Raw genomic sequence first — 26,351 nt, forward strand, 5'->3', positions numbered from 1 at the left:
GCCTCGACCGCCCGCCGCGCCTATCGTGAGCAACGCAAGCCTTTTCAGGGAAAGGCCTCACATGCACACCTTCCAACAGACCAGGAGCAGCGGACAGCGCACCGGCACGGGGACGCCGGTCGGGTCGGACCCGACCACGACGGTCCCACCCACCGATGCGTTGGAGCGACCGCGGCTGCTCGACCACCTCCGACGGTTCCGCCGCTCCGACCGACGCCTGCTCACCATGTGGGCGCCGGGTGGTGCCGGCAAGTCCACCGCGCTCGCCGCGTGGGCGGAAGTCCTCTCGGCGGACGACGTCGTCGTGCGGTGGCTCGACGCGGACACACTGCTGCAGGAGGACCCGCCGCAGACCGTGCACGACGACACCGAGCAGTGGCTGTTCCTCGACGACGTCGACCGTCTGCTCGGCGGGCTCGGTGTCCCGCCGCTCATCCGGCTCCTGCGCGCGTGCGGTCCCCGGACCCGCGTCGTCGTCGCCGGACGCTTCGAGCCGAGCGGGTTCGCCGCCGTCACGCAGGCGGCCGGCGGGCGGCTCGTCGTCCCGACGCAGGACCTCGCGTTCAGCGTCGAGGACACGCTGGCCCTCGCGCTCCGCTTCGACCTGGTGCTGCCGATCCAGGATGCCGAGACGCTCACCCACCGGACGGCGGGGTGGGCTGCGGGGCTCGCGCTGGCGATGCCGTACCTGCTCGAGCAGTCCGACCGCGGCGCAGCGGTCCGCCACTTCGGCGGCGACCAGCACCAGGTCGCCGACTACCTGGTGGCACGGGTCCTCGACACGCTGGACGACGACCACCGCGACGTCCTGATGCGGACGGCCGTCGGGTCCGAGGTCCCGCTCGCCCTCGCCGTCGAGCTCACCGGGCGTGCCGACGTCGGCACGGTGCTGCAGCGGCTGAGCGCCCGGAACGTGCTCGTGACCACGAGTGCCGACCAGGACGGCTTCCGGTTCCACCCGATCCTCGCCGGCTTCATGCGCGCCGAGTTCCGTCGCCGCGACGAGTGCGGCGCGGTCCGCAACCACGTCGCGGCGGCCGGGTGGTACGAGTCCAGGGGCCTGCACGTCCTCGCGCTCGAACAGGCACTGCTCGCGCGCGACCAGTCGGCGGTGCGCGGGCAGCTGGAGCGGTCCGGCGGTGTCCTGCTCATGGAGGGCCGCGCGGCCATCGTGGCGACGGCTCTGCGAGCGCTCCCACCGAGCCAGGACTCACTGGCCACGCTCACGATCCGCATCGGCATGGACGCCCCGTCGTTCCCGGACCGCATCGGCACCGAGGAACGGTTCGCCCATGCGGCCGCGCAGCTCGCTGCAGCCGCACCCGAGGACGCACGGGTGTGGCGGCCGGTCATCGAAGCGCTCCGGTCGTTCACCGTCGAGGACCCCGACGACGCCTCGGCGCGGTTGCAGGAACTCGGCGCGTACCTGCGGCAGACGCCCGTCGAGTCGCTCGACGTCGCGCTGCTGCTCCGGGCTGCGGTCGCCTGGTGCCTCGTCGTCGCCGGCCGCCGGCGCGACGCCGACCAACTGCTCCGGTCGATCCAGGCGGCCGCTGCGCACGCCGGGTTCTCGTGGGTCTTCCTCATCGCCTGCGACACCGCCGCGACGCTCGCCGTCCGCACCGGCGACTGGCGGACGGCCTGCGAGTACGAGGCGCGGATGGGCGCACTGCCGTTCGACACCGCGCCGCCCTACAACCGCGCGACCGCCCGCGCGCTGCTGCTCGCGACGTCACGCGCCTACCTGCGCTGCGAACCGGTGTCGTTCACCTCGTTGCACCGCATCGACCAGGCCGACCCGACCGGCAGCGAGCTCGGACTGCTCTTCCAGGTGCGCGCACTGCTCCTCGTCGCGGCGATCGACGCCTCGCCCGCCCCGCGGGAGGCCCTCGCCCGGCTCGTGCAGCTCGTCCGCTTCGACGGCCGTGACCACCCGCGGGTGGTCGCCGGGGCCGCGACGCGCCTGCACGCCTGGTCGAGCACGCTCCACGGCGCACCCGCAGCGGCCGAGGTCCGCCGCATCGTCGCCGACGTCCTCGGCACCGACTCCCTCGAGGTGAACACGCTCCGGCTGCTGGCCGGCGGGCGGACCGACCACCTCGTCGAACGCGACCTGGCCGCAGCGGTCGACGGCGACGACGCGGCGTGGTCCGGCACGAGCATCGTGAACGCCCACCTCGCCCTCGCCGAGCACGCGTGCACGCACGGCCGGCCCGCCGAGGCAGCCGAGCGGGTCCGCCGCGCGCTCGCCGTCAGCGAGGAGTTCGGCTACGCCCGCGAGTTCCTCGCGTGCCGGGGTGCGGGCGCGCAGCTGGTGTTCCGGCACCACGGGTCGTACGGGGCGCTCGAGCCGTACGCCGACCACGTCCTCGCGCTGGCCGAGCACGAGCGGATCGGCGTCGGACTGGAACGTCCGGAGGCCACGGTCCCGCTGACCCCCAAGGAGCAGGAGCTGTTGCTCGAGCTCCCGGCGCACCAGACCGTCGCCGAGATCGCGGCGAAGCACCACCTCAGCGTGAACACGATCAAGACCCACCTGCGGAGCATCTACGGCAAGCTCTCCGCCGCGGGGCGCACCGAGGCGGTCCAGGCTGCTCGTCGGCGCGGCCTGCTCTGAGGCGGTCCGGCCGCGGACCCGGCGTGCTCGGGTCGACCCAGGCGCGCTCGGACCGGACCCCCGGCGCGCGCTGGTCACGACGGAGACCTCACCCGGATCAGGGGAACCCCGCACCGGCCCCTGCGCGGGATGATCGTGGCTCCACGACGAGCAGGAGGCCGACGATGAGCCGCTACGAGGTCCGTCTTCCCTACGCGATGTCCGAGACCCTCGTCGCCGCGTTCCCGGAGTTCTCGCTGGTGCAGATCGGCCCCGGCGAGACGCTGCTCGTCGGCGACCTGTCCGACCAGACCCAGCTGCACGGGCTGCTTGCCCGGATCGCCGACCTCGGGCTCGACATCGCCGAGCTCCGGCAGCTGCGCTGACCACCGGCGGCCACGCGCGGCCTCGGAGGCCTCGGTGGCCTCAGCGGCCGAGTTCGGCGACGGCCGCCCGGTTGCTCGGGAAGAAGCGACTGCTCCCGACCAGGTCGAAGTGCTCGAGGTCGGCCCGCGTCGCCGCCCGCGCCCGCGAGAAGCCGACCTCGACGCCGTTGGCGCGGGCCCAGTCGAGCGCCTCGCCCGCAACGTCCGCCGCGGTCGTGTCGATCCCGGTGACCGCGCTGCAGTCGAGCACCAGGGCGTGCACCGGGACGGCCTGGTCGTCGGGGGCGAGCACGGAGCGGACCGCCGATGCGAAGCGCTGGGCGTTGCCGAAGAAGAGCGGTCCGGAGAACCGGAGGACCACGACGCCGGGTGCCGACGAGACGCTGCCGTCTCGGGCGGCCCGGAACACGTCGACCGGGTCGCCGCTCGGCACCAGGACGTCGGCGGGCGGGTTCGCGGCGGACCGGATGACGTTGACGAGCGACAGGACGAAGGCGATCGCGATGCCGATGATCGGGCCGAGCAGCAGCACCCCGAGGAAGCAGACGGCGGCGACGGCGAACTCGAACCGTCGGAGCCGCCAGAGCCGGGCGAAGTCGCGGAGGCCCAGGAGCGGCACGACCGCGACGGCGACGATCGCGCCGATCGCCGGCGAGGGGATGTCCTGCAGCAGCGCGGTGCCGAAGCAGACGACGAGCAGGGTGAGCACCGCGGCGATCAGCGACGGCAGCTGGGTCCTGGACCCGCTCTGGTCCATGGCCGCCGTCCGCGAGGCCGACGAACCGACCGTGAACCCGCCGGTGAGGCCGGAGCCGAGGTTCGCCGCACCGAACGCCCAGAGGTCGCGGTTCGCCCGGTCCGTGTAGTCGTGCGCCTCGGCGTACCGGCGGGCCACGAGCAGTCCCTCGGCCATCGCGACGAGGGTCAGTGCGACGGCGCTCGGGATGACCTGGACCCACTGGTGCCACGAGATCTGCGGCCACGTCAGGGTCGGTGGTCCGGCGGGCACTTCGCCGAGCACGGCCACGCCGGCGTCGTCCAGCCGGAACACGACCAGGACGACGGTCGTCAGGACGAGCACGACGAGTGCCCACGGGATCGCTCGGAACCGACGGCCGATGACCAGCACGGCCACGGACCCGACGGACAGGCACACCGACCACACGTTGAGGTGTCCGAGCCCGGTGACGAGTTCCCCGAACCGTGGCAGGAACTCGTCGCCGCTGTTCACCTTGACCCCGAGCATCTTCGCCACCTGGCTGAGCAGGATGTCGAGCGCGAGCCCGCCGACGAACCCGACCAGGATCGGCGCGGACAGGAAGTTCGCCAGGAACCCCAGCTTCAGGACGGCGCACAGGGCGAACACGACGGCGCCGACGAGTGCCTGCGCCAGTGCGAGCTGGACGTACGACGCGCTGCCCGTCGCCGCGAGCCCGGCGAGCGAGGATCCGACGAGCGCGGCCGCTGCGGCGTCCGGTGACGCCACCAGCTGCCGGCTCGACGCGAGCAGGGCGAACAGCACCGCCGGCACGATCAGGGAGTACAGCCCGGCGGTCGGTGGCAGACCGGCGATCTGCGCGTACCCGATGTTCAGCGGGATGGCGATCGCCGCGAGGGTCACGCCGGAGAGTGCCTCCGTGCGCCACGAGTGACGGTCGAGCCCGGCCAGGATGCGCATCAGAACGCACCGAGGCCCTTGCCGATGGTCGTCACACCGATGACGAGCAGCAGGACCGCCATGATCGTGGCGTTGTTGGCGGTGAGCCAGTCGCGCAGCGCCCCGAGCGCTCCCTGCACCCGGGTGCGGGCGACCAGGTAGCCGACGACGGGGACGGCGATGCTCAGCGAGGCGAGGACGACGAACACGACGAGCGCCCAGACGACCGACCCGGTGTCCGCGCCGCTGGTACCGACGGTGACGCCGGCCGCCACGGCCATCATGAGGTTCTTCGGGTTGACGGCGGCGAGCAGGAAGGCCAGTCCGGCGGCGCGCACCGGTGTCATCGAGTCGATCGCGGACATCCACTTCGGGGGCGTCGCGGTGGTGCCAGGGGCCGGCCGGGCGCGCCACTGCCGGACAGCGAGCAGCACGAGCAGCACGCCGAGCACCAGCTTCACGACCCCGGCGACGGGTTGCGACGCGTCGGGGTCACCGGCCGGGATCAGGTATGACAACAGGGTGACGGCCACGACGGCCACCGCGATGCCGACGACCCAGCCGACCAGGAACGCCGTCGCGACCGACCTGGCGCGTGGCGCGAGCAGCATCAGGATCGCGGCGATGATCGGGATCGGGCTGATCGCGATGGTCACGGCCTGCGGCAGGAGCTCGCCGATGAGCGGAGCGGTGTTCACGGGGTGCCCTTCGTCGTCGTGGTGCCGCCGGGAGCGGTCGGTGTGCGGCGGTCCGTCCGCCGAGTTGGGGGCCCGAGGCCGGTCACGTCGCCGAGCACCGGGCGCATCCACCGCGCGTCCGGGTTCGCGTCGACCAGGACCGCGCGGACCAGCAGGGTCAGCGGGATGGCGAGGACGGCGCCCATCGGCCCGAGCACGGCCGACCAGAAGACGACGGACAGGAACGCGATGGTCTGGTTGAGGGACACCGCCGACCCGACGATGTGCGGCTGCAGGCCGGACTGGATGACCCCGTTGATCACGGCGTAGACGACGATGACGACGATCGCGTTCTGCCAGCCGTTCGCGAGCAGGGCGAGGATGACGGGCGGGATGATGCCGATCCAGTACCCGATGTTCGGGATGAAGCCGGTGATGAAGGCCAGCAGGCCCCAGAGCGCCGCACCGGGGACCCCGAGCAGGACCAGCGCGAGGGCGTCGAGCGCGGAGACCGCGGCGCCGAGGACGGCCGTCACGACCATGTACCGGCGGACACTGACGGTGAAGCCGGTGAGCGCTTCGACGAGCTGGGGACGGACCGGCCGGAGCCGGTCGGCGATGAGTCGCCCCCACCCGGCGTCGAGGGTCATGAAGACGATCAGCGCGAGGACGACGACCAGGCCGACGCCGAGGCCGAAGACGCTGCCGACCAGGTCCGACACCGCGCCGATGACGGTGCCGGGGCTGAGTCCCGCCAGCAGTCTCTGCACCTCCTGCTGCCCGACGCCGAGCGACGTCAACCACTGCCCGAGTTGGTCCTCCACCGCGTGCATCTGGTCGGCGTACTGCGGGAACAGCGTGGCGAACTGGGCGACCGAGACCACGAGCGCCAGCGAGAACCCCACCAGCAGGACCAGGATCACCACGATGACGACCGCCGAGGCGAGGCTCCGGGCGAGGCCGAGTCGTTCGAGGAACACCCGGGCCGGCTGGACGCAGATGGTGACGACGAGGGCGAGCGCCGTGGGAGCGATGATGCCGGCGAACCGGGAGCAGCCGACGGCGATGACGACCGCTGCGGCGAGACCGAGCATGATGCGCAGCCCGCGACCCGACCCGACCGTGGCTGCCGGCGCGGCGTCGGGACCGGCGTCGGGCCCGGCGTGGCTCGGCGTCGCCGGATCGGCGGGTCGGCGCGGTCGGTGCGATCGGCGCTTCCAGAGTGACATCGGGGCCTCGTCTCCCTCGCGGCCCCGGTCCCCGGATGCCGTGCTCGGACGCTAGTGCGCTGCCGAACCGACGGGATCGTCAGTTCCGGGTGAGACCCCGGCGTCGCCGCGAGCCCCGTCCGGACGCTGGAGGACCTCGAGCACGGCGACGAGGACGAGCGCGCCGACCAGGGTCCACACGACGAGCGCCGGTTCGAGCGGGCGGCCGAGCACGATGACGGTGGCCGCACCGAGCGCGACGAGGGTGCGGATGACGACCCTGCCCCGGTACAGCTGCGCCCCGACCCGCCCGGTGCCGATGCCGAGGGCGTCGCCGCGGCGGCGGAGCGCCCCGGCACCGCGGACGGCGAGGCTCCGCAGACGTCGGGCTGTGTCGGACGAGCCGGCGAACCACGCGACGAGGGCCACGCACGCCGCGAGGACCGCGCCGGCCACGGCGGCGTGCGCGGCGAAGGCGACCACGGTGTCGTAGACGGCTCGAGCTGCGTTGCGTGGCATGAGGTCCGGCGCCAGCGCCCGCACCGCGAACACCCGTCCGATCCCGATCCCGGCGAGCGTGGCGAGCATGGCGAGGGCGACGCCGACCGCGGCGAGGGTGAGCGCCCGGGCCCGACGTCTGGCCATGACGACGCCGACGGCGATGCAGGCGACCAGGAGCCACGGCAGCCACACGGCGGACACCTGCAGCAGGGTGTACCCGGTCTGCGCCCGGACCGCCGCGTCGGACGTCGCGATGACGATGGTCCGGTCGACCGCGGGGATCCGTTCGGCGAAGGTGAGCCCCCGGTCGACGAGCCGCTCCTTGACCTCGGCGACCACCGGCCCGAGCTGGATGCCGATCGACCCGTCCGCCCCGATCGCGACCGCTGCCCGTCGGTCGCCGCTGAGCGACGCCACCATCTGGGTGTGCCCGGTGCGGAGCAGTTGCTTCCACAGGTCGGCGAACTGATCGGACGCCACGAACCGGTCCACGGTGCCGGAGACCAGGTCCTGGATGCCGGCGGTCGCCGGTGCCTCGAGCGCCGAGAGCGCGGTCTTGGCCCGGGGTGGCAGGTCCAGCCCGCGGATGCCGTCGAAGAGCGCTCCCGTCAGCCCGGCGACGTCCAGTTGGTCCTCGATCGCGCCGACCGTGCGGTCCGCGACCAGCGTCTGGACCGCCCGGTCGCGGGCGAGCGGCGCGAACGTCGCCACGAAGGCCTCGGTCGAGGTGACCTCGCGCTGTGCCCAGGTGGTGATCACCACCACCGGTACGAGCAGCGCCCCGACGACGATCAGTGCGGCGGACGGGATCGCCCAGCCCCACCCGCGGCGGTGGACCGTCATGTCGTCGGAGTCCTGCCCGGCGAGCCGGATGCGCAGGCGCTCGTTCTCGGCGCGGAGTGCGGCGAGTTCGTCCTCGGTGGTGGTCATGGGCTGCGGTCCTTCCCGGGAGCGGCGAACGTCAGGAGATCAGGGCGGAGACGGCCTTCTGCAGCTGCAGCACACCGATGACCAGGATGAGCGCCGCGTTCAGCACGTTGGTGTGGCCGGCGATCCAGGTGCGCAGGCGCTCGAGGAGCGGTGCCGCAGCGTCCCCACGCGCGAGCACGAAGAACACCGGGACCGCGATCGGTGCGACCCCGACGACCACGAAGGCGATCGCCACGGCGGCGCCCTGCCCGGCGGTCACCGGGGCGCCGGCGAGGTCGAGGCCGGCGATGATCGCGCACGAGGCGTCGACGGGGTTCACGGCGAAGATGCCGAACCCGAGCGCGAGGGAACGCGCCGGCGTGAACTCGCTGACCTTCTGCAGCCAGCCGGGCAGCTGTGGTGCGGCTGCCGCGACCTGCTCGGGCGTCGACGCCTCGGACATCTGCCGCAGGTCACGGCCGCCCCGTCGGAACACCCAGACCGCGGCGGCGAGCAGCCCGAGTGCGATGACCAGCCGGACCACGGCCGTCCAGAGCGGGGTGTCGGTCCGAGGGTGGAAGTCGATCGCGGTGAACACCGCGACGGAGACCCCCACGACGACCACGGTGGCGAGCAGCCAGCCGACGAAGAACGCGAGGCCGTTGGCGCGGTACCGCCGCGAGAGCAGCTCGGCCACCAGGGCCATGATGGCCAGCGGGCTGAGCAGGATCCCGAGCGCCGGCGCGATGAGGCCGACGATGAGCGCACCCATGAGCCCGGTCCTTCCGCTGTGGTGGGTGGCGACGCGCCGCCGACGTCAGGTGTCGGCGGCGCGTCACCGGGGGCGCACGCTCAGCGCGCGCCGGTCATGTCGTGCGCGAGCTCGTGTTCGTCGTCCGCCGACAACGAGGTCTGCACGATGGTCCCGCCGAAGCGGGAGAGCGCTGCACCGAACTTGTCCTCGGTGATCTTCGTGGCGTAGATGACGACCGCGGAACGACCGTCCGCGACGGCGCTCTTCACCCGGTCGCGGAACTCGGCGTTCAGCCCGGTCTTGTCGAGCCCGGCGAACAGCGCGCCGAGCGCACCGCCGATCACCAGTCCGAAGAACGGTACGAAGAACAGGAGGCCGAGGAGGGTGCCGAACAGGGCACCTCCGGCGGCACCGGCCCCGACGTTGCCCGCCGGACCGGGGGTCTCGACGTGCGTCTTGCCCTTGTCGTCGACGCGGACGAGCGCGAGGCCGGACAGCTCGACGATGAGGTCGCTCTGCAGCTGCTGGACTTCCTCGTAGGCGGCGACGGCACTGGCGTCGTCGTCGAACGAGATCACGATGAGGTCTGCCATGATCGTTTTCCTTCCGTTGGTGGTGGTGGTCACTCGGAGTAACGGTTGACCCGGACGGGGCCGGCGCCGTCGAGGATGCGGTGGGCGGCGTCGACGGTGGCGCCGTCACCGTGCACGATCACGAGGTACCGGTCGGCCTTCAGGTCGTCCTCGTACTGCGGGATCTCGTCCTCGGGGACGGCCAGGCCGATGAGTGCGCCGAGACCCGCACCGATGCCGACTCCGACGAGCGTGCTGGCCAGCCACCCGGCGGCAGCGACCCACCCGATGCCCGGGAGCCAGACGAACCCGAGCAGCAGCCAACCGGTCAGCGCGCCCCACAGGGCGCCCCACCCGCCGAACGTGCCGGCCTCGTTGCCGACCGGGATCCAACCGTGCACCTTCTTGTCGTCCTTGACGCCCTTGCCGACGATCGAGACGACGTCGTCGCCGTACCCGGCGTCCTTGAGCGCTTTGGCGGCGCCGAGGGCCTCGTCACTCGTGGCGAAGACACCGACGGTCGAGTCGGTGGCGGTGGTCGTGGTGGCCATGGGGTTCCCTTTCCTCGTGGTTGTCGAACGGTCGTGCTGCAGATGGTCGGTGTCCGTCACCCGCTGATGAGGCGCTGCTTGGCGGCGGCGAACTCGTCGTCGGACAGGAGGCCCTGCTGCCGGAGCCGGCCGAGTCGCTCGAGCTCGCTCAGCAGGTCGGGAGCAGCGGGGACGTCCGCCACGGAGCGTTCCGCTGTCATCCGCTCCTCTGCGGCGCGGTCCTCCGCCGCACGCTCCTCGTGCCCGCGCACCGCACCGCCGACCGCCGACGCGGTCCCGGCCACGACCGCGGTCCGTGCAGCGAGCCCGAGCAGGCCGGGTCGGCCGAATCGTCGGAACGGCATGGTGTCTCCTACCCGATGTGCGCCGAAGCGGCGAGGTCGTTGAGTTCCGGTGCGGGGACGCGTGCGCTCCAGAGCAGCTGGCCCCCGCTGTCGGCGAACCGCTCCGCCAGGTCCTTGGCCCAGAGCTGCTCGATCACGACGATCGCGGCCGAGGTCCCGGGCGCGAGCGTGTCCGCGACCTGGTCGACGTCGTCGTTGGCGGCCAGGCCGCGGGCTTCGAGGGCGACCGAGCCGGACGTGCCGGTCCTGGTCACGTCGTCGACCTCGCGGACGTTGACGGTGCCGTCCTCGGCCCGGCTGATGAGCAGCAGGTCGAGGACCCGGACCGTCTCGGCGTCCGTCAGGTCGACGAGCGCGCCGAGCACGGCGTCGTCGGGCAGCTCGCCTCGGAACGAGACGACGAACACCTCGGCCGGGCCGTACGTGAAGGTGGTCACGGTGCCTCCCCTGTGGTCATGGCACCAGGTGTAGCCGCGGCGGAACCGGTCGGGCACCACCCTGAGCGGGTGATCTGGCACGCCTCCGCAGATCACCCGGGGCGGGTGATGCACCGCCGGCACCGGCCGTTGATCGTTGCGTCCATGAACCCCGTGACAGCACGACCCGCGGTGACACCGTGAGCATCGGCGGTGGGATCTTCCTGCTCGTCGTCGGCGCGATCATGGCGTTCGCGTTCGACTTCACGGTCGTCGGCATCGACATCCAGCTCATCGGCTACATCCTGATGGTCGCCGGCTTCCTGGTCCTCGTGCTGGGGATCGTCCTCCGGCTCCGCCCGCGCCGTGCCACGACGAGCGTCGTCACCGAGATCGACCCCGTGACCGGACAGCGTGTCGTCCGCCGGGTCGACGAGGACGACCGAGGGGTCTGACCGGCACCGTGCTCGCCGTGATCGGCCAGCTGCTGCCCCTCGCCATCGCCGGTGCGCTGAGCTCCGTCCCCATCGCCGCGGTGCTCACCCTGCTGCTCGGCGGTCGCGGCCTCGGTCCGGCCGTCCTGTTCGCCGTCGGCTCGGTGACCGGGGTCTTCGTCGTCACGGTCGCCGCGACGGCGCTGCTCGGCCGTGTCCTCGTCGTGGACCTGCCGGCGACGGCGTCACCGGGCCTCGGCCTGGGCGAGTGCCTGCTCGGGGTCGTCTCGGTCGTCGCCGCGGGGGTCGTGTTCCGGCGCCCCGCCGCAGCGGGACCGAGCCGGACGAGCGCACTCCTGACGGCGGCGGTCGGCACCGTCCGACCCGCCGTCGCGCTCGCCGTGGGCGCCGTGCTCGCGCTGCGTCCGAAGGCCCTGCTGCTGGCGTCCGGCGTCGGCATCGTGCTCGCCCCGGCTGAGCTGCCGGCGGTGCCGTCGACCGTCCTCGTCGGGGCGAGCACCCTGCTGATGACGGCCACGGTGACGGGGCCGATCGTCTTCGCGCTGGTCGGTGGGGAGCCGGCCCGCGCGGACCTGGAGCGGTTCCGCACCTGGCTGCGGCACAACTCGCGCGCCGTGACCGTCGTCGTCCTCGTGCTCGTCGGCGCGGTCCTGGTCGGCGACGGCCTCGGACGGCTCTGACGCCCGACGGATGAGCCGGCGCGGAGCGGTCGACAACGACCGACCACCGACCGCCGACCGTCGACAACGACCGACCGCCGACCGCCGACGACCGACCGCCGCCCGGCGGCTGACGGAACGACGGACCGCTACTCCCGCGCCGCCAGCGCCGTCTGCCGCGGCAGCTCCCCGAACTCCTGCCGGTAGCTCCCCGCGAACCGGCCCAGGTGCGCGAACCCCGTCGCCCGGGCGATCTCGGCGACGCTGCGGTCGTCGCCGGCCTCGAGCTGTTCCCGAGCGAGCAGGAGCCGGATCCGACGCAGGTACATCGTCGGCGTGATGCCGTGGTGCCGCTGGAACGCCGCCTGCACGCCGCGGACGCTCAGACCCGCGGCCTCGGCGACGTCGTTGACGGTGATCTGCTCGGTCGCGTGGTCGAGCAGGAACGTCTCGGCACGGGCGAAGCGCGCGGTCGACGCCATCACCGGCTCGTGCTGCCCCACCGGCCAGTGCGGGATCGCGGTCAGCAAGCCGCCGGCCGCGAACCGGGCGAGCTCGCGCTCCCGCTCGAGCGGCACGTCCGTCGGACCCTGCAGGACCTCCTGCGCGACCGACCGGACCATGAGCCACCAGGCGGCGAGCGGCGCACCCTCTGGCACGTGTCGGGGACGGAACTCCAGCGGACCCGGCGCCCAGTCACCGCGCTCGGCGGCGACCTGCTCGACGATCGACCGGTCGATGCGCAGCACGTCGTGCTGGAAGTCCACCCACCGGAACCGCTGCGGGTCCTGTCGGTAGAGCACGGGGCGGCCGATCTGCACCGGGTTGTCGTCGACCTGCGCCGAACCGGCCTTCACCCAGACGATCATCATCGCCCGCCCGGGCTCGACCGCGCCGCTCAGGGCACCCGTGCACCGCGTCGACTCGAGGGAGAGCAGGGCGGTGCCCCGCACGCGCTCCTCGAAGACGAAGCCCTCTCCGGTCGCCTCCACGGTGAGTCCGTGGGTCACGTGGGTCACCGACAGTGCCTCGGCCGCGACCGACGGCTCGTCTGTCCTGATCTCCCGCTGCGTGCGGTGCATCATCTCGGGCACGTGATGATCCTCGCGACATGTCGGCATCCGCGCAACGCACGACGCGCCGGGTTTCCTGGACGACGACCAGCATCCGCGCGTTTGACTGATGCGACATGAAGTACATCCAGTACGACCGCTCCACGTTCCTGACGAGCGACGACGTCGCCGACGCCGTGATCGAGTACGCCGCGGCGCTCGCCGGCGGCAGTCGCGCCGACGCGATCGCGGTCCCGACGGTGGCGGAGGACGGCACGATGACGACCACGAAGATCCTCATCGGCCCGTCGAGCGAGATCGTCGTCGCCGACGCGGACGAGGACGAGCTCGAGGTCGAGAACGGTGAGTTCGTGGAACGCCTGCGTGCTGCAGCGCGGACGTTCGACCACCCTGAGACGATCCACGCCGACACCCGCTCGGACCTGACGGGCGACGGACCGGTCGCCTGACCGCCGCGCGGTCGGAGCGACACGCACCGCGCGCACCGCGCGCACCGCGCTCACCGCCCGAGGTCGGTCGGGAACCTGCTGGCGTCGACCGCCAGGACCGCCTCGGTGCGTCGGCTCAGCTCGGCCAGGAACGCCCCACTCTCGGGTTCCAGGTCGTCGTCCGGCGCCGGCTCCAGGGCGACTGCCACCGCTGGTGCGAGGAGCAGCTCCACCGTGCTGGCCGCGCCGAACTCGTCGGTCGTCGGGACCGACACGACGTCGCTCAACCGGCTCTGGTGCAGGGCGGCCGCGTACCGGATCACCGCGTCGGCGACCGTGTTGCCGGTCAGGACCCGGACGGTCCCCGCGTAGTTGACGTACTTCATCGGTGCTCCCTCGTGACGAGGGGCATCCGCCGCGGTGACGGTTCCCTGATCCTGCTGGACAGTAGGCCGTGGTCCCCGCGCGCGTCACAGACACCGAGGCCGACGCCGACGCCGAGGGGTCTGTCCACTCCGCGCTGTCGCTCGGGATCCCGCTGGTAGCAACGAGGTGCGCGCCGCCTCCCGTGCGGCGCGGGAAGGAAGCGACTCTTGACCGAGATCACCGCCCACCACGGGCTCTTCAAGGACACGAACCTGCACGTCGACGACACCGGCGGCTCCGGCCGCACCGTCGTCCTGATCCACGGCTGGCCGCTGTCCGGCGAGTCCTGGAGCAAGCAGGTCCCGGCGTTCGTCGACGCCGGACACCGCGTCGTCACCTACGACCGTCGCGGCTTCGGTCGCAGCGACAAGCCGAAGACCGGCTACGACTACGACCACCTCACCGAGGACCTGCACACGATCCTCACCGAGCTCGACCTGCGAGACGTCACCCTCGTCGGCTTCTCGATGGGCGGCGGCGAGGTCGCCCGCTACTTCTCGAAGTACGGCACCGAGCGGCTGCACAGCGTCGTCTTCGCCTCGGCCGTGCCGCCGTACCTGCTGCAGACTTCGGACAACCCGGACGGCCCGCTGCCGAAGGAGCAGGCGGCCGAGATGACCGCGGGCCTGACGAAGGACGAGGACGCGTTCTACGACCAGTTCACGACCGACTTCTTCTCGGTGCACGGCACCCTGGTCGTCTCCGAGGAGGACCGGCAGCAGGCACTCACGCTCGCGAAGCAGGCGTCGAAGACCGCCGCGCTCGAGGCGATGGCGTCCTTCGCGAACACCGACTTCCGTGACGACCTGCCGAAGGTCACCGTGCCGACGCTCGTCATCCACGGTGACGGCGACGCGACCGTGCCGTTCGACGGCTCGGGTGCCCGCACGCACGCCGCGATCGCCGGCTCCGAGCTGCACGTCGTGGCCGGCGGCCCGCACGGCGTCAACGTCAGCCACCCGGACGAGTGGAACCGCGTGGTGCTGGCGTTCCTCGCGAAGTAGCGCGGAACGCTCAGCGTCCGCGGCACGGAACGCGACCGACAGGCGGACGGGAGGCCCGTGGCAGACCCGCCACCCCTCCCTCGCAGGCTCGGTCGGCGCGGCCCGCGTGCCGCTGGCGCGTCACGCTGATCGGCCCGCGCCCGTCCTCCTGTGCGCAGGTCCAGGGCCCCACTCAGGCCGCGGGAGCCACCAGACCGGCGCGCCGGCGCAGGTCGAGCGCGGCCGCGACGAGCTCGCGGGTGCGCGGGTGCGCGCCCGCGTCGAACAGCCGCTCCGCGGGGCCCACGTCGACGACACGACCGCCGTCGAAGACCGCGATGCGGTCGGCGACCCGGCGCACGACGGCGAGGTCGTGCGAGATGAACACGCAGGTCGTGCCGGTGGTGCGCTGCAGGTCGAGCACCAGGTCGAGGATCCGCGCCTGCACCGAGACGTCGAGGGCCGACGTGGGTTCGTCGCACACCACCAGCGGCACCGGTCCGGCGAACGCCCGGGCGATGGCCACGCGCTGCTTCTGCCCGCCGGACAGCTGGGCCGGCCGGCGGTCGAGGACGTCGGCGGGCAGCCCGACCCGCGCCGCGAGCTGCTCGGCGGTACCGTCGCCGTGCAGCAGCCGGATCGCCCGTCCGAGTACCTGTCGGACCGTCCGTCGCGGGTTGAGCGAGGCGTCCGCGTTCTGGAACACGACCTGCACGGGTGGGGTGCCGGTCGGCGTCCGGTCGCCGGCGTCCAGCGTGATCGTGCCGTCGTGTCGGACCAGTCCGGCGAGGGCTCGGCCGAAGGTCGTCTTGCCGGAACCGGACTCCCCCACGACGCCCAGCACCTCACCGCGGCGCAGCTCGAGGTCGATGCCGTCGAGGGCGACGGCGCCGTCGTACTCCTTGCGGAGGCCCCTGATCGTCGCGAGCACGTCGTGCTGCGCGGTCTCGGCGGTGGTGCCCGTCGTTCCCGCCTTGCCCGCCGTTCCTGCCTTGCCCGTCGTGATGTCGGGCAGGGCGTCGACGAGCTGCTTCGTGTACGGCTCCGTGGGGTGGAGCAGCACCTGGTTCGCGGTGCCCTCCTCGACGAGCACCCCGTGGCGGAGCACCCCGACCCGTCCGCAGTGCGCCGCGACCAGCGGCAGGTTGTGGCTGATGAGCAGGGTCGCGAAGCCGATCTCGGTCCGGAGCTCGTCGATGAGCGCCATGATGCCCGCCTCGACCGTGCTGTCCAGGCCGGTGGTGGGTTCGTCGAGCACGAGCAGGCGCGGACGGGCCACCAGGGCCATCGCGATCGCGACGCGCTGCTGCTGACCGCCGGACAGCTCGTGCGGGTACCGGACCCCGATCGTCGTCGGCGACGGCAGCCCGACCCGGGTGAACGCCTCGATCGTCGCGGTGTCCGCAGTCGCGCGGCCGGAGCCCGTGGCGCGCAGGACCTCGGCGACCTGGCGTCCGACCGTCATCGTCGGGTTGAGGGCGAGGCCGGGTTCCTGGTGGACGACCGCCACGACGTCGCGCCGGAACCGCCGGAGGCGCTCACCGCGCAGGGACGCGACGTCGACGCCGTCGACGACCAGCGCCGACGACCCGACGGCGGCGTCCGGGCCGAGCGACGCCGTCAGCGTGCCGGCGACGGTGCTCTTGCCGGAGCCGGACTCGCCCACGAGCCCGTACGAGCCACCGGGCTCGATCACGAACGCGACGTCGTCGACCACCCGGGTGCCGCGGTACGACACGGTGAGCCCCTCGACGCGGACCAGTGCGTCGGTCGTGCCGGTGGTCCGGGGCTGCTCGCTCGTGCCGGTCTGCTCGGTCACTCGGAGACCTCCTTGAGGTTGTCGGCGATCAGGTTCGCGGACACGACGATCGACGCCACGGCGACACCCGGGAACACGACCGTCCACCACGCGGCCTGCAGGTAGGCGCGGTTCGCGTTGATGTCGAGCCCCCAGTCGGCGGCCGGTGGTTGCGAACCGAGCCCGAGGAACGACAGCGACGCGGTGATGAAGATCGCGGCACCGAGGCTCAGGACCGCCTGGATCACGAAGACCCCGATCACGTTCGGCAGCAACTCGGTGACCATCGCCCGGACGGCGCTCTCGCCCTGCAGCCGTGCGGCCTGGACGTAGGACTTGCCCATCTCGACGAGCACCGCGGCCCGGACGATCCGCGCGATGCCCGGCGCGAAGAGCACGCCGACGATGAGGACGAGCGCGGGCGTCGACACCCCGAACGCACCGACGAGCACGACCAGGAAGATCAGGCTGGGCAACGCGAGCAGCACGTCGAAGAACCGCATCAGGGCGGTGTCGACCCAGCCGCGGTGGTAGCCGGCGAGCAGGCCCAGGGTGCCGCCGACGACGGTCGCCAGCGCCGCGCCGAACGGGCCGATGACGAGCGCCGGCCGGGCCCCGGCGGCGACGCGGGCGAAGACGTCGCGGCCGAGCGAGTCGGTGCCGAACCAGTGCGCAGCGCTCGGCGCCTGCAGGAGCTCGCCGGTGCGGGCGAAGGGCTGCAGGCCGAGCAGGTGCCAGCCCACGGCCAGGACGACCCACCAGAGCAGGATCGCCACGGAGACCAGGAACGTGGGACGCCGGAGGAGTCCGCGCCACCCGCGGCGGGTGACCCGTGCGGTGCCCGTGGTGGTCGACGCCGACGGACGACCGGCGAGCCCGTCGGTCTCGACGGCGCCGGGGACGACGGCGGTCATGCGGTGGCCACCCGTTCGAAGCGGATCCGGGGATCGACCACCACGAACAGCAGGTCGGTGAGCAGGAGCGCGCCGAGCGAGAGCGCCCCGGCGAGCATCACCCCGCTCTCGAGCAGCAGGGCGTCCTTGCGCTCGGCGGCCGACACGAGCAGCGCGCCGAGGCCCGGGTAGGAGAACAGGGTCTCGACGATGACGCTGCCGCCGAGCAGGGTGCCGAGGTAGATGCCGAGCACCGAGAACGTCGGGATGAGCGCGTTGCGGACGACGTGCCGGCGGACGACCTGGCCGGTGGTCAGGCCCTTGAGCACGGCGGTGCGGTGGAACTGCGACCGGATCGTCTCGATCGTCCCCGCACGCACCATCCGGGTCAGGACGGCGAGGTACGCCAGGGCGAGCACCACGGCGGGCAGCGTGAGCACCCGGAGCCGCTCGCCGAACCCGGCGTCGAGCGCACCGGACGCCTGCACGGGCACCACCCGCAGCCAGACCGCGAAGACGAGCAGCAGCACGATCCCGACGACGAACTCCGGCACCGCCGAGATCGTCAGCAGCCCGACCGTGACGGCCCGGTCGGAGCGGCGACCCTGCCGGTACGCCTGCACGGCACCGAGCGTGATCGCGACCGGCACCATGATGACGAACGCGTACGCGCCGAGCAGCAGGGAGTTGCCGAGGCGGCCGAGCACCAGGTCGCGGACCGGCTCGGAGTAGACGAAGCTCGTGCCCCAGTCCCCCGTGACGAACCCGCCGATCCAGTGCAGGTACCGGCTGACGAGGGACCCGTCGAGCCCGTGGTCGACGTTCCACGCGCGCACCTGCGCCGCCGTCGCGTACTGCCCGAGGGCGTTCCGGCCCGGGTCCCCCGGCACGACCTGGACGAGCCAGAACGTCAGGACGGAGACCACGACCAGGACGAGCGGGATCTGGACGACCCGTTGCCCGACCAGGGTCAGCAGACGACGGCGGCGCGCGGTGCTCATGACGCGGTGACCCCGATGCCCCGGAAGTCGAACCCGCCGGGGAAGTCCTGCCCCGACCGGAAGGTGCCCGTGACGCGCTTCTGCAGCAGGATGCTGCTCGACGCGAACGCGGGGACGATCACGGGCAGGTCGGTCCACTCGATCTCGGCGATCTGGTTCGCCAGGTCCTGCCGCTCCGACTCGTCGGTCGTCGACTCGTACCGGTCGGTCAGCTGCTCGAGCTCCGGGCTCGAGTACTTCGAGGCGTTCCAGACGGCGCCGTCGCGGTAGATCAGGTCGACGTACTGCGCGGGCAGGCGCTGCGCCCAGTTGGTGATCGTCACCGGGGCGTTCAGCCACGGGGTGTCGTCGCCGTCGGCGTAGTACTGCGCGCTCGTCAGCACCTTGAGGGTGACGTCGAACCCGCCGACCGCCTCGAGCTGCTGCTGCACCACCTGGGCGAGGGCCTTCTCGGCGTCGAGCGTCGTGATCTCGAACGAGACCGTCCTGCCGCCGAGCAGGTCCGCGACCTTCGCCTTGTCCTGCTCGCGCTGCTCGAGTCCCTTCGGTTGGATCGCCGAACTCGGGAAGAACGTGGTGTCGTTGCCGACCTCGGCTGCGCCGCCGTAGACCGTCTTGACGATCTCCTCACGGTCGAGCGCGAGGGCGAAGGCCTCACGGACCTTCGGGTCGTCGAAGGGCGCCTTGGTGACGTCGAGGAAGATGCCGTCGAACTTGTTGAAGTACGGCTCGGTCTCGGTGTAGTCCGAGGCCTGCAGCGTCGACGTCGCGGTGGGGCTGGCGGCGATCTGGTCGATCTCCCCGCTCTGGAACGCGAGCAGCTGGGCCTGGTCGTCCGCGTAGAACTTCACGTCGACCTGCTGCAGCTCCACGTCCTTCGCGTCCCAGTAGTCCGGGTTCTTCGTGAACGTGGCGCCCTGGCCGGCCGAGTACTTCGTCAGCACGAACTGTCCGGCGCCGACGGGCTGCTTGGCCCAGTTCGCGCCGGCGTCGAAGCCGGCCGGCTGGATGGTCGTGTTCGAGCCCGTGAGCAGGTAGGGGAAGTCGGCGTACGGCTTGGAGAGCGTGAAGTCGATGGTCGAGGCACCGTCGGCGGCGACCGACTGCAGGATGCCGTCGAAGCTCGACTTGCCGGGCGACTGGCTGTCCTTGCCGATGATCGAGTCGAACGTCGCGACGACGTCCTTGCTCGTGAGCGCGGCACCGTCCGAGAACTGCAGGTCGTCGCGGAGCTGCACCGTCCAGGTGCGTCCGTCGGACGACGCCTTCCACGAGTCGGCCAGACGGCCCTCGAGCTTGCCCTTCGCGTCCTGGCTGAGCAGGCCCTCGGACGCCAACCCCACGATGAACATCGCGTTGTAGTCCGAGGTGGTGAGCGGGTTGATCGTGCTGTCGGGCTCCTGGAGTCCGAGCGTGTAGGTGCCGGTGTCCGAGGACGATCCGGGCGAGGCATCGCCGCCGGACGAGCACGCGGCGAGCGTGAGGGCGAGGGCGGACGCGGTGGCCGCGAGGGCGAGGCGCTTGAGGCGACGCCGCCGCGACGTGAGGTCGACGGTCACGGATGACTCCTAGGGGTTCGGGTTGCAGGGGTGCGGTGTTGGGAGGGGTGGTGCGGTCAGCGGTGCGCGCGGTCCGGCACCCGGGGGTGTCCGAAGCGCTCGCGCAGGGTGAGGTCGTCGTACGCCGTGGCGGTCCGGCCGCGGCGCTGCAGTTCCGGGACGACGTGGTCGACGAACCGGTCGATCCCGCCGGGCAGGTACGGGAACTGCACGATGAAGCCGTCGGCGCCACCGTCGTCGGCGAGTTCCTCGAACCGGTCGGCGATCTCCGGTCCGGTGCCCGTCAGCAGGCTGCGGCGGTACGACCACGCGTAGACGTCGCGGGGCGTCGCGGGGCCGTCGGCGAGCAGCCGGTCGACCGCGGGCTTCGGCGAGCGGGTCTCGTTCGAGGTGTCGAACTCCTCGGCGTAGTCGAACGGCACGTCGACGTCGCGGCCGGACAGGTCCTGCCCGATCTGGTGCGACACGTCCTCGAGGATGAGGGCGTCCGGCGTCAGGGCGAGGATCGCGTCCGCCTCCGCTCGGGCGTCGGCGGCGGTCTCCCCCACGACCGGCATCACCGACGGCATGATCTTCACCGCGTCGGCGGAGCGGCCGTGCCGGACGGCGCGGGCGCGCAGGTCGTCGACGAAGCGTCGGACGTCCGCGGTGGAGCCACCACGCGTGAACACCGCGTCGGCCGTGTCCGCGGCGAGTTCCAGCCCGGACTCGGACCCGCCGGCCTGGAACAGCAGCGGGTGGCCCTGCGGCGGCCGGGCGATGTTCAGTGGCCCACGCACCCGGAAGAACTCGCCCTCGTGGTCGAGACGGTGCAGGCCGTCGCGGCGCGCGAAGACCCCGGACGCCGGGTCGGCCACGATCGCGTCGTCGTCCCAGCTGTCCAGCAGACCGTTCACCACGTCGACGAACTCGCGACCGCGCTCGTACCGTCGGGAGTGGTCGATGTGGGCGTCACCACCGAAGTTGCGGGCCTCTTCGTCGTAGCGGCTCGTGACGAGGTTCCACGCGGCTCGCCCACCGCTGAGGTGGTCGAGCGAGGCGAGGGTCCTGGCCACGTGGTACGGCTCGTTGTACGTCGTCGACACGGTCGCGGCGAGGCCGATCCGCGACGTCACCTGGGACAGCGCGGCGAGCAGCGTGAACGGTTCGGGCCGCAGCGCACCGTAGTGGTCGACGCCCGACGGGTACCGGTCCCAGAAGTACAGGCCGTCGGCGAGGAAGAGCGTGTCGAACACGCCGCGCTCGGCGGTCTGCGCGATGCGCCGGTGGTGCCGGATGCTCAGGTGCTCGGCGGGACGCGAGGACGGGTGCCGCCACCCGGTGACGTGCGCGCCGCCCGGGTGGAAGGCGAAGGCGCCCAACAGGATGCGGTCGCTCATGCGGACGCCTCCTGGTCGACGGCCGCTGGCGCGGGCGCGGCTGCCGAACCGTCGTACCGGCTCGCCGGTCGCGCCAACCCGAGGTGCTCCCGCAGGGTGTCGCCGCGGTACGTGCGGTCGTACACGCCACGACGTTCGAGCTCCGGCACGACCTGGTCGACGAACCGGTCGACGCTCACCGGGATCGACGAGAACGCGAGCATGTAGCCGTCGGCGGCGTCCTGCTGGTAGCGCTCGGCCAGCCAGTCGGCGATCTGCTCGGGCGTGCCCGGCAGGAACCGACGGCGCAGGATCGTCCGGTAGACCTCGCGCAGCGTGGTGGCCTCGGCGGCGATGCGGCGGATCGACTCGTAGACGGACTTCGACTGGTTGATCGCCGTCTCGTCGAAGACGTGCTCGAACGGTGCGTCGAGCGGCCGGTCGGACAGGTCGGTCTGCAGGTAGTGGGACAGCAGGTCGAGCGAGACGCGGTCCGGTGTCAGTTCCTCGATCTCGTCGAGCTGCCGCAGCGCGTCGGCCTCGGTGTCGCCGATCACCGGCGACACCGCCGGCAGGATCAGCATCGACGACGCGTCACGTCCGTGCTCGACGGCGCGGCGCTTGTAGTCGGCGTACAGGGCCTGCGCGTCGGCGAGGTCGTCCTGCCAGAGGGTGAAGACGCCCTCGGCCTTCGCCCCGGCCAGCGCGCGGCCGGCCTCGGACGCCCCGGCCTGGAACAGCACCGGGTGGGCCTGCGGCGGCCGGGCGATGTTGAGCGGCCCGCGCACGCGGAAGAACTCGCCCTCGTGGTCGAGCACGTGCAGTCCGTCGCGCTTCGCGAAGTACCCGGACTCCTGGTCGTACAGGAACGCGTCGTCGTCCCAGCTGTCCCAGAGGCCCTGCACGACGTCGACGAACTCGGCACCCCGGCGGTAGCGGACGGCGTGGTCGAGGTTCGCGTCGCGACCGAAGTTCCAGGCCTCTTCGTCCGAGGCGCTCGTGACGAGGTTCCAGGCGGCCCGGCCCTCGCTCAGGTGGTCGATCGACGCCAGCTTCCGGGCCACGTGGTACGGCTCGTTGTAGGTGGTCGAGACCGTCGCGGCGAGCCCGAGGTGCTCGGTCCGCTGCGACAGGGCACCGAGCAGGGTGAAGGGCTCGGTGCGGATGTTCACGGCGTGGTCGATGCCCGACGCGAAGCGGTCCCAGACGTACAGCTCGTCGGCGATGAACAGCGTCGCGAACCCACCGCGCTCGAGCGTCTGCGCGAACCGGACGTAGTACTCGACGTCCAGGTAGGCGTTCGGTTCGCTGCCCGGCAGGCGCCAGCTCGTGACGTGCTCGCCGCCGGGGTAGAACACCATCCCGCCGAGCACCAGGCCGCCGTCGCGGGTCATGCCGTCACCGCCTCGTGGGCCAGGACGGCGCCGAGCTGCGGGGCCACCTGCTCGGCGAACAGCGCGAGGGCGTCCGTCCGTGCACCGACGTCGGAGTAGCCGTCGTCGACCTGCACGTTGAGCTGCGTCGCGTACCGGGAGTACGGCTTCGACGCGATCGACTCCGCGATGTCGTCGGCCGTGCCGTAGTGCAGGTTGAGCGACGCGGCCTTCTCGGCCAGGGTCGTCGCCGGCGGCAGGAACGACTCGCCCCACGCGTACTTCGCCTCGATGCCCGCACGCGCCTCGCGCAGCGCGGTCTCGCGGTCCGGGGCCGGGTAGATCGCCGTCGAGAGCGCGACGCGGGGAACAGCGCCGTCCGGCAGTGCGGCGTGGTAGGCGTCCGCGGTGACCTCGGCCGGCACGGTCTGCGTGGTGCCGATCAGCACTCCGTGCCCCCGACGGGCGGCGATGGCGGCGCTCTCGGCGCTGAGCGTGGCGTCCCAGATCCGGTCGAGCAGCCCGCTGCCGTCCGGGTTCAGGCGTGCGGTCCCCGTGCCGAGTGACGCACCACGCAGCGCGTCGAGCAGCCGTGCGAGCTGCTCGTCGAACGCGGCACGACGGGTGTCGTGGTCGGCCCCGACCAGACCGGGTGCGAAGACGTCGAGGGTCTCCGGGCCGCCACCGTTGGCGACGCCGAGTTCCACGCGGCCGTCGCTGATCGCGTCGAGGACGGCGGCGTCCTCGGCGACCCGGACCGGGTCCTCGTGCGGCAGCGTGACCGCTCCGAGCCCGAGCCGCAGGGTGGACGTCCGCTCGGCGAGGGCCGCGAAGAACACGAACGGTGACGGCAGTCCGCCGCGCGCCGGTGCGTCGTCGTGTCGGAAGTGGAACTGGCGCACCCAGGCCCCGTCGTACCCGAGGCGTTCCGCCGCGGTGAAGAGCTTGAGCTCCTCGCGGTAGGCCCGGGTCGCCGGCGGCGCCTCGGTGCCGTGCGAGAACACCGCGATCCGCAACGGCACCGTGGCCGCGCGGGCGGTGCGTTCGACGTGCGTCATGCAACACTCCCTCGTCAGTGGAGCGATGCAAACACGAGCGAGCGACGCGCACGAGCGTCGACGTAACGGGGCGCAGTGATTCGTCACGGAACGTAGGAGAGCGCCCACAGCGCGGAACAGGAGCATCATCACCGCCCTTGTGCCCGGAGCAGGACCGACGTAGCTTGGCGGCAGCTGCCCCGGACCCCGGTCGCCGGAACTCCTGTGTTCCTCGAGACGATCAGGGAGTGTCACCGTGCCGCAACAATCCGTCGACGAGACGTCATCGGCGACCACCACCGAACCGAACACCGCCACCGCTGCCGCACCGGTCCGCCTGGAGGCCTCGGCGTCCTCGCCCGAACAGGCCCTCGAGCAGTTGCCGGGCCTCGTCACGGGCACCTCCTGGCAGACCCGTCCGACCACCGGGGCGTACTCGTTCCGGTACCTGGCCGTCGGCGACGGCAACGTGACGCTCCGCCGGTCGCAGATGCGCGGCTACGTCCGCGGCACCGTGGCCCCCGACGACGCGTACATCGTCGTCCTGGTGCTCGGCGGCGTCGTCACGCTCGACCTCCTGCGCGGCGGCGGGCCGGTCGACAACGGCGTGCCGGCGCTGATGCCCACCGAACGACGCGCCGTCGTCGAGGCCAGCAACCACGACGCCGTCATGGTGCACCTCACCCGCGCGTTCGTGCGGTCCGTCGCCGAGGAGCGCCACGGCCTGCCCTCGGGCGGCCTGCACCTCGACGAGCGTGCTGTCCCCGCAGCGGACGCCGTCGTGCGCTGGCGGCAGGTCCTCGAGTCCGCTCGTCGAGTCCTCGCGGCGCAGGGCGTGGCCTCGACCGCGTGGTCGGACGCCACCCGGGCCGTCGCCGTCGCCTTCCTCGCCCTGTACCCACCGAAGGCCGCCGAACCGTCGAGCGCCCTGTGGGCACCGCGGAACGCCCGGATCCGGCGAGCGGTCGACCACGTGCACGAGCACGCGGCGGAACCCATCGCCGTGTCGGACCTCGCCGCGGTGTCCGGCTTGAGCGTCCGTGCCGTGCAGGAGTCGTTCCAGCGGCTGTTCGGGATGCCGCCGTCGGCCTACGTCCGGTCCGTCCGGCTCCAGCGCGTCCGGGGCGACCTGCTGCGACTCGACACCGCGACCACCTCGGTGAGCGAGGTCGCCCGCAGCTGGGGGTTCGCCCACCTCGGCCGGTTCTCGGCGGAGTACACGAGCCGCTACGGCGAGTACCCGAAGGCCACGCTGCACCGGTGACCGGTCGGGCACGGACCACGCGCCCTGGGCAGGGCCGACGGGCGGACGGGAGGCGCGGGGCGGGCCCGGACCGCGCCTCCCGTCCGTCAGGTCGTCCCGTCCACCGCCCTGGCGGAGGTCACGCAGACGGCGTCGCGTCGAGCGCGATGACCGCGACCTGGACCACCGCGTCGTCCGGCATGTCCGGGTAGTAGTTGGCGCGCAGCTGCCGGGCGAAGTCGACCATGTCGGTGTCGGCCGGCTGGTGCGCCGCCCGAGGGGTGAGCTCCGCCAGGCGGTGGTCGGTCACCTCGGTGACCTGGCCGGCCAACGGCGTCGCCGAGGGGTGCTCGTCGAAGACGAACACCGCGGGGCCGGTGCGGACGTCCTCGTGCCAGCGCACCGTCGTGACCTTCTCGCCGCGCTGGACGGCGTCGTGGTGCTTCTGGTGGAAGTGGATCGTCTGGGACACGGATCAAGTCTGGTCGATGTCGACCAGGTCCGCGTGCCGCGCGGCGTAGGCCGTCGCACGGCGGATCCGGCGGAGCGTCAGCGGGACGATCCAGACGAGCACCGCCACCATGAGCGCGAGGAACACCGGCGGCAGGATCCCGAGGTCGCCGCGGATCCACGTCGACACCATCTGGAACGCGAGCGCTGTGTAGAGCAGCCCGATGTACGCGAGCTGGAACCGCAGCGCGAGTGGGACCACCGTGGCGTACCGGACGGCGCCGACCTGCTCAGCCGGGTCGAGCGGCAGGTCCGCGCCGCGGGCCACGATCTTCGCGAAGCGACGGAGTCGACCGAGGTCGTGGCCGGCGGACGCCCGCAAGAGCCCGTTCAACGGCAGCGACTGGAGCAGGGCCGCGAACGCGGTCGCAGTGAAGACCAGCTGGCCGGCGAGGAAGGCCGCCTGGGTGAGTCCAGCGGGGTCGTCCCCGGTGAGGGCGGCCAGGACCACCACGCCGATCGTCACGACGACGATGGACACGCCGAAGGTCACCGCGATCACCACGATCGTGTGGCGGAGTTCGGCCGGTCCGAACCGGTAGCCGACCGGGTACGCCGACGGCGACGGCTCCGTGCGCCGGAACAGCGCACCGAGTGGACGCGCGATCACCAGCAGCGCCGCCGCTCCCCCGATCAGCACGACCGGCACCCAGACCGGCGCACCGGCCGAGACCGACGCGAGCACGATGACCACCGCACCCGCCACGTCCACGGCGACCACGCCCAGCAGCCACCACCGCAGGTACCGGGAGCTGTCCGTGGACGACCGGTGGTCCCAGTAGCCCGCCAACGACCCGACCACCGCAGGTCCGACGACGAACATCGGGATGCTGACGCTCACCGCGATGATCAGGACGTCCGAGACGTCGCTGAGTTCGAACACCGCCAGCAGGGTGCCCCCGAGGGTGAGCGCCGTGATCAGCACGATGAGCAGGACGTAGCTCAGGACCCGCATGGGGTGACTCCTCTTCCGGCAGGACGACG

General features: G+C 72.3%; 27 protein-coding genes. 7 read left to right on the forward strand and 20 right to left on the reverse strand.

Features of this window, described 5'->3' with window-relative positions:
• Positions 1-61 precede the first annotated feature (61 nt).
• Both M4960_RS03130 and M4960_RS03135 read left to right on the forward strand, forming a co-directional pair.
• Entirely contained in the window at positions 62-2,617 is a 2,556-nt protein-coding gene (locus tag M4960_RS03130) for a LuxR C-terminal-related transcriptional regulator (RefSeq protein ID WP_248703425.1), read from the forward strand.
• 164 nt (positions 2,618-2,781) lie between these two features.
• The gene (locus M4960_RS03135) at positions 2,782-2,982 is read left to right on the forward strand and encodes a hypothetical protein (RefSeq protein ID WP_123292622.1); all 201 of its coding nucleotides are present in this window, start codon (positions 2,782-2,784) and stop codon (positions 2,980-2,982) included.
• A 40-nt stretch (positions 2,983-3,022) separates the two neighbouring features.
• On the opposite strand, the gene M4960_RS03140 is transcribed toward M4960_RS03135, so the two are convergent.
• From M4960_RS03140 to M4960_RS03180, 9 genes are all read right to left on the reverse strand, one after another.
• Entirely contained in the window at positions 3,023-4,660 is a 1,638-nt protein-coding gene (locus tag M4960_RS03140; protein ID WP_248703426.1) for a SulP family inorganic anion transporter, read from the reverse strand.
• A complete protein-coding gene (locus tag M4960_RS03145; RefSeq protein ID WP_248703427.1) occupies positions 4,660-5,337 on the reverse strand; it encodes a GAP family protein in 678 nt (225 codons plus the stop codon). Before M4960_RS03145 ends, M4960_RS03140 begins: the two co-directional genes overlap by 1 nt.
• A complete protein-coding gene (locus M4960_RS03150) occupies positions 5,334-6,545 on the reverse strand; it encodes an AI-2E family transporter (protein ID WP_248703428.1) in 1,212 nt (403 codons plus the stop codon). Before M4960_RS03150 ends, M4960_RS03145 begins: the two co-directional genes overlap by 4 nt.
• Positions 6,546-6,596: 51 nt before the next feature.
• Positions 6,597-7,955, reverse strand: coding sequence for a hypothetical protein (locus M4960_RS03155; RefSeq protein WP_248703429.1), 1,359 nt, complete (start codon positions 7,953-7,955; stop codon positions 6,597-6,599).
• 31 nt (positions 7,956-7,986) lie between these two features.
• Positions 7,987-8,706, reverse strand: coding sequence for a GAP family protein (locus M4960_RS03160; RefSeq protein WP_248703430.1), 720 nt, complete (start codon positions 8,704-8,706; stop codon positions 7,987-7,989).
• A gap of 80 nt (positions 8,707-8,786) precedes the next feature.
• Positions 8,787-9,281: a DUF1269 domain-containing protein gene (locus tag M4960_RS03165; RefSeq protein ID WP_248703431.1), complete on the reverse strand. Its 495-nt coding sequence runs from the start codon at positions 9,279-9,281 to the stop codon at positions 8,787-8,789.
• A 29-nt stretch (positions 9,282-9,310) separates the two neighbouring features.
• A complete protein-coding gene (locus M4960_RS03170; RefSeq protein ID WP_248703432.1) occupies positions 9,311-9,811 on the reverse strand; it encodes a hypothetical protein in 501 nt (166 codons plus the stop codon).
• Positions 9,812-9,867: 56 nt separating this feature from the next.
• On the reverse strand, positions 9,868-10,155 hold the full coding sequence (locus tag M4960_RS03175; protein WP_248703433.1) for an SHOCT domain-containing protein: 288 nt from the start codon (positions 10,153-10,155) through the stop codon (positions 9,868-9,870).
• Positions 10,156-10,163: 8 nt separating this feature from the next.
• Entirely contained in the window at positions 10,164-10,592 is a 429-nt protein-coding gene (locus M4960_RS03180; RefSeq protein WP_131878859.1) for a DUF6325 family protein, read from the reverse strand.
• Between the two features lie 179 nt (positions 10,593-10,771).
• On the opposite strand from M4960_RS03180, the gene M4960_RS03185 reads away from it, so the two are divergent.
• Both M4960_RS03185 and M4960_RS03190 read left to right on the forward strand, forming a co-directional pair.
• Positions 10,772-11,026 (forward strand): DUF6458 family protein, encoded by a 255-nt coding sequence (locus tag M4960_RS03185; protein WP_123340453.1) that lies wholly within the window; start codon positions 10,772-10,774, stop codon positions 11,024-11,026.
• Positions 11,027-11,043: 17 nt separating this feature from the next.
• On the forward strand, positions 11,044-11,706 hold the full coding sequence (locus M4960_RS03190; protein WP_159573006.1) for a GAP family protein: 663 nt from the start codon (positions 11,044-11,046) through the stop codon (positions 11,704-11,706).
• Positions 11,707-11,834: 128 nt separating this feature from the next.
• Here M4960_RS03190 and M4960_RS03195 read toward each other — a convergent pair whose 3' ends face one another.
• Positions 11,835-12,770, reverse strand: a complete 936-nt coding sequence (locus M4960_RS03195; RefSeq protein ID WP_243650021.1) for an AraC family transcriptional regulator — start codon at positions 12,768-12,770, stop codon at positions 11,835-11,837.
• A 104-nt stretch (positions 12,771-12,874) separates the two neighbouring features.
• Between M4960_RS03195 and M4960_RS03200 the strand changes: the two genes are divergently transcribed.
• The gene (locus M4960_RS03200; RefSeq protein ID WP_123292610.1) at positions 12,875-13,207 is read left to right on the forward strand and encodes a hypothetical protein; all 333 of its coding nucleotides are present in this window, start codon (positions 12,875-12,877) and stop codon (positions 13,205-13,207) included.
• Positions 13,208-13,257: 50 nt separating this feature from the next.
• Here M4960_RS03200 and M4960_RS03205 read toward each other — a convergent pair whose 3' ends face one another.
• A complete protein-coding gene (locus M4960_RS03205; RefSeq protein WP_248703434.1) occupies positions 13,258-13,572 on the reverse strand; it encodes a hypothetical protein in 315 nt (104 codons plus the stop codon).
• Between the two features lie 207 nt (positions 13,573-13,779).
• Here M4960_RS03205 and M4960_RS03210 point away from each other — a divergent pair, with 207 nt between their 5' ends.
• Entirely contained in the window at positions 13,780-14,616 is an 837-nt protein-coding gene (locus tag M4960_RS03210; protein WP_248703435.1) for an alpha/beta fold hydrolase, read from the forward strand.
• A gap of 172 nt (positions 14,617-14,788) precedes the next feature.
• On the opposite strand, the gene M4960_RS03215 is transcribed toward M4960_RS03210, so the two are convergent.
• From M4960_RS03215 to M4960_RS03245, 7 genes are read right to left on the reverse strand one after another with little or no spacing between them, the layout of a single operon-like run.
• The gene (locus M4960_RS03215; protein WP_248703436.1) at positions 14,789-16,414 is read right to left on the reverse strand and encodes an ABC transporter ATP-binding protein; all 1,626 of its coding nucleotides are present in this window, start codon (positions 16,412-16,414) and stop codon (positions 14,789-14,791) included.
• Positions 16,411-17,307 carry an ABC transporter permease gene (locus tag M4960_RS03220; RefSeq protein WP_248703437.1) on the reverse strand — a complete coding sequence of 299 codons (897 nt, stop codon included), beginning with the start codon at positions 17,305-17,307 and terminating at the stop codon, positions 16,411-16,413. The genes M4960_RS03215 and M4960_RS03220 overlap by 4 nt, the downstream gene beginning before the upstream one ends.
• Positions 17,304-18,287, reverse strand: a complete 984-nt coding sequence (locus M4960_RS03225) for an ABC transporter permease (protein WP_131878869.1) — start codon at positions 18,285-18,287, stop codon at positions 17,304-17,306. Before M4960_RS03225 ends, M4960_RS03220 begins: the two co-directional genes overlap by 4 nt.
• Entirely contained in the window at positions 18,284-19,846 is a 1,563-nt protein-coding gene (locus tag M4960_RS03230) for an ABC transporter substrate-binding protein (protein WP_248703438.1), read from the reverse strand. Before M4960_RS03230 ends, M4960_RS03225 begins: the two co-directional genes overlap by 4 nt.
• A 56-nt stretch (positions 19,847-19,902) precedes the next feature.
• Positions 19,903-21,225, reverse strand: coding sequence for an NtaA/DmoA family FMN-dependent monooxygenase (locus M4960_RS03235; protein WP_173168418.1), 1,323 nt, complete (start codon positions 21,223-21,225; stop codon positions 19,903-19,905).
• Positions 21,222-22,598: an LLM class flavin-dependent oxidoreductase gene (locus M4960_RS03240; RefSeq protein ID WP_248703439.1), complete on the reverse strand. Its 1,377-nt coding sequence runs from the start codon at positions 22,596-22,598 to the stop codon at positions 21,222-21,224. The genes M4960_RS03235 and M4960_RS03240 overlap by 4 nt, the downstream gene beginning before the upstream one ends.
• Positions 22,595-23,635: an LLM class flavin-dependent oxidoreductase gene (locus M4960_RS03245; RefSeq protein WP_248703440.1), complete on the reverse strand. Its 1,041-nt coding sequence runs from the start codon at positions 23,633-23,635 to the stop codon at positions 22,595-22,597. The genes M4960_RS03240 and M4960_RS03245 overlap by 4 nt, the downstream gene beginning before the upstream one ends.
• Before the next feature lie 235 nt (positions 23,636-23,870).
• Between M4960_RS03245 and M4960_RS19580 the strand changes: the two genes are divergently transcribed.
• Positions 23,871-24,878, forward strand: a complete 1,008-nt coding sequence (locus M4960_RS19580) for an AraC family transcriptional regulator (RefSeq protein ID WP_123938238.1) — start codon at positions 23,871-23,873, stop codon at positions 24,876-24,878.
• A 118-nt stretch (positions 24,879-24,996) separates the two neighbouring features.
• Here M4960_RS19580 and M4960_RS03255 read toward each other — a convergent pair whose 3' ends face one another.
• Positions 24,997-25,329, reverse strand: coding sequence for an ASCH domain-containing protein (locus M4960_RS03255; protein ID WP_123938239.1), 333 nt, complete (start codon positions 25,327-25,329; stop codon positions 24,997-24,999).
• Positions 25,330-25,332: 3 nt separating this feature from the next.
• Positions 25,333-26,322 (reverse strand): hypothetical protein, encoded by a 990-nt coding sequence (locus M4960_RS03260; protein ID WP_132100536.1) that lies wholly within the window; start codon positions 26,320-26,322, stop codon positions 25,333-25,335.
• Positions 26,323-26,351 lie beyond the last annotated feature (29 nt).

The organism is Curtobacterium sp. MWU13-2055 (genome assembly GCF_023242305.1).
In the GTDB taxonomy this organism is placed as follows: domain Bacteria; phylum Actinomycetota; class Actinomycetes; order Actinomycetales; family Microbacteriaceae; genus Curtobacterium.

Excerpts from the sequence above, each read along its gene's own strand:
- M4960_RS03160 (WP_248703430.1), bottom strand. The coding sequence starts at position 8,706 with ATGGGTGCGCTCATCGTCGGCCTCATCGCGCCGGCGCTCGGGATCCTG.
- M4960_RS03140 (WP_248703426.1), bottom strand. The coding sequence starts at position 4,660 with ATGCGCATCCTGGCCGGGCTCGACCGTCACTCGTGGCGCACGGAGGCA.
- M4960_RS03260 (WP_132100536.1), bottom strand. The coding sequence starts at position 26,322 with ATGCGGGTCCTGAGCTACGTCCTGCTCATCGTGCTGATCACGGCGCTC.
- M4960_RS03150 (WP_248703428.1), bottom strand. The coding sequence starts at position 6,545 with ATGTCACTCTGGAAGCGCCGATCGCACCGACCGCGCCGACCCGCCGAT.
- M4960_RS03235 (WP_173168418.1), bottom strand. The coding sequence starts at position 21,225 with ATGAGCGACCGCATCCTGTTGGGCGCCTTCGCCTTCCACCCGGGCGGC.
- M4960_RS03245 (WP_248703440.1), bottom strand. The coding sequence starts at position 23,635 with ATGACGCACGTCGAACGCACCGCCCGCGCGGCCACGGTGCCGTTGCGG.
- M4960_RS03200 (WP_123292610.1), top strand. The coding sequence starts at position 12,875 with ATGAAGTACATCCAGTACGACCGCTCCACGTTCCTGACGAGCGACGAC.
- M4960_RS03170 (WP_248703432.1), bottom strand. The coding sequence starts at position 9,811 with ATGGCCACCACGACCACCGCCACCGACTCGACCGTCGGTGTCTTCGCC.
- M4960_RS03220 (WP_248703437.1), bottom strand. The coding sequence starts at position 17,307 with ATGACCGCCGTCGTCCCCGGCGCCGTCGAGACCGACGGGCTCGCCGGT.
- M4960_RS03240 (WP_248703439.1), bottom strand. The coding sequence starts at position 22,598 with ATGACCCGCGACGGCGGCCTGGTGCTCGGCGGGATGGTGTTCTACCCC.
- M4960_RS03205 (WP_248703434.1), bottom strand. The coding sequence starts at position 13,572 with ATGAAGTACGTCAACTACGCGGGGACCGTCCGGGTCCTGACCGGCAAC.
- M4960_RS03165 (WP_248703431.1), bottom strand. The coding sequence starts at position 9,281 with ATGGCAGACCTCATCGTGATCTCGTTCGACGACGACGCCAGTGCCGTC.
- M4960_RS03195 (WP_243650021.1), bottom strand. The coding sequence starts at position 12,770 with ATGATGCACCGCACGCAGCGGGAGATCAGGACAGACGAGCCGTCGGTC.
- M4960_RS03225 (WP_131878869.1), bottom strand. The coding sequence starts at position 18,287 with ATGAGCACCGCGCGCCGCCGTCGTCTGCTGACCCTGGTCGGGCAACGG.
- M4960_RS03130 (WP_248703425.1), top strand. The coding sequence starts at position 62 with ATGCACACCTTCCAACAGACCAGGAGCAGCGGACAGCGCACCGGCACG.
- M4960_RS03155 (WP_248703429.1), bottom strand. The coding sequence starts at position 7,955 with ATGACCACCACCGAGGACGAACTCGCCGCACTCCGCGCCGAGAACGAG.
- M4960_RS03175 (WP_248703433.1), bottom strand. The coding sequence starts at position 10,155 with ATGCCGTTCCGACGATTCGGCCGACCCGGCCTGCTCGGGCTCGCTGCA.
- M4960_RS03135 (WP_123292622.1), top strand. The coding sequence starts at position 2,782 with ATGAGCCGCTACGAGGTCCGTCTTCCCTACGCGATGTCCGAGACCCTC.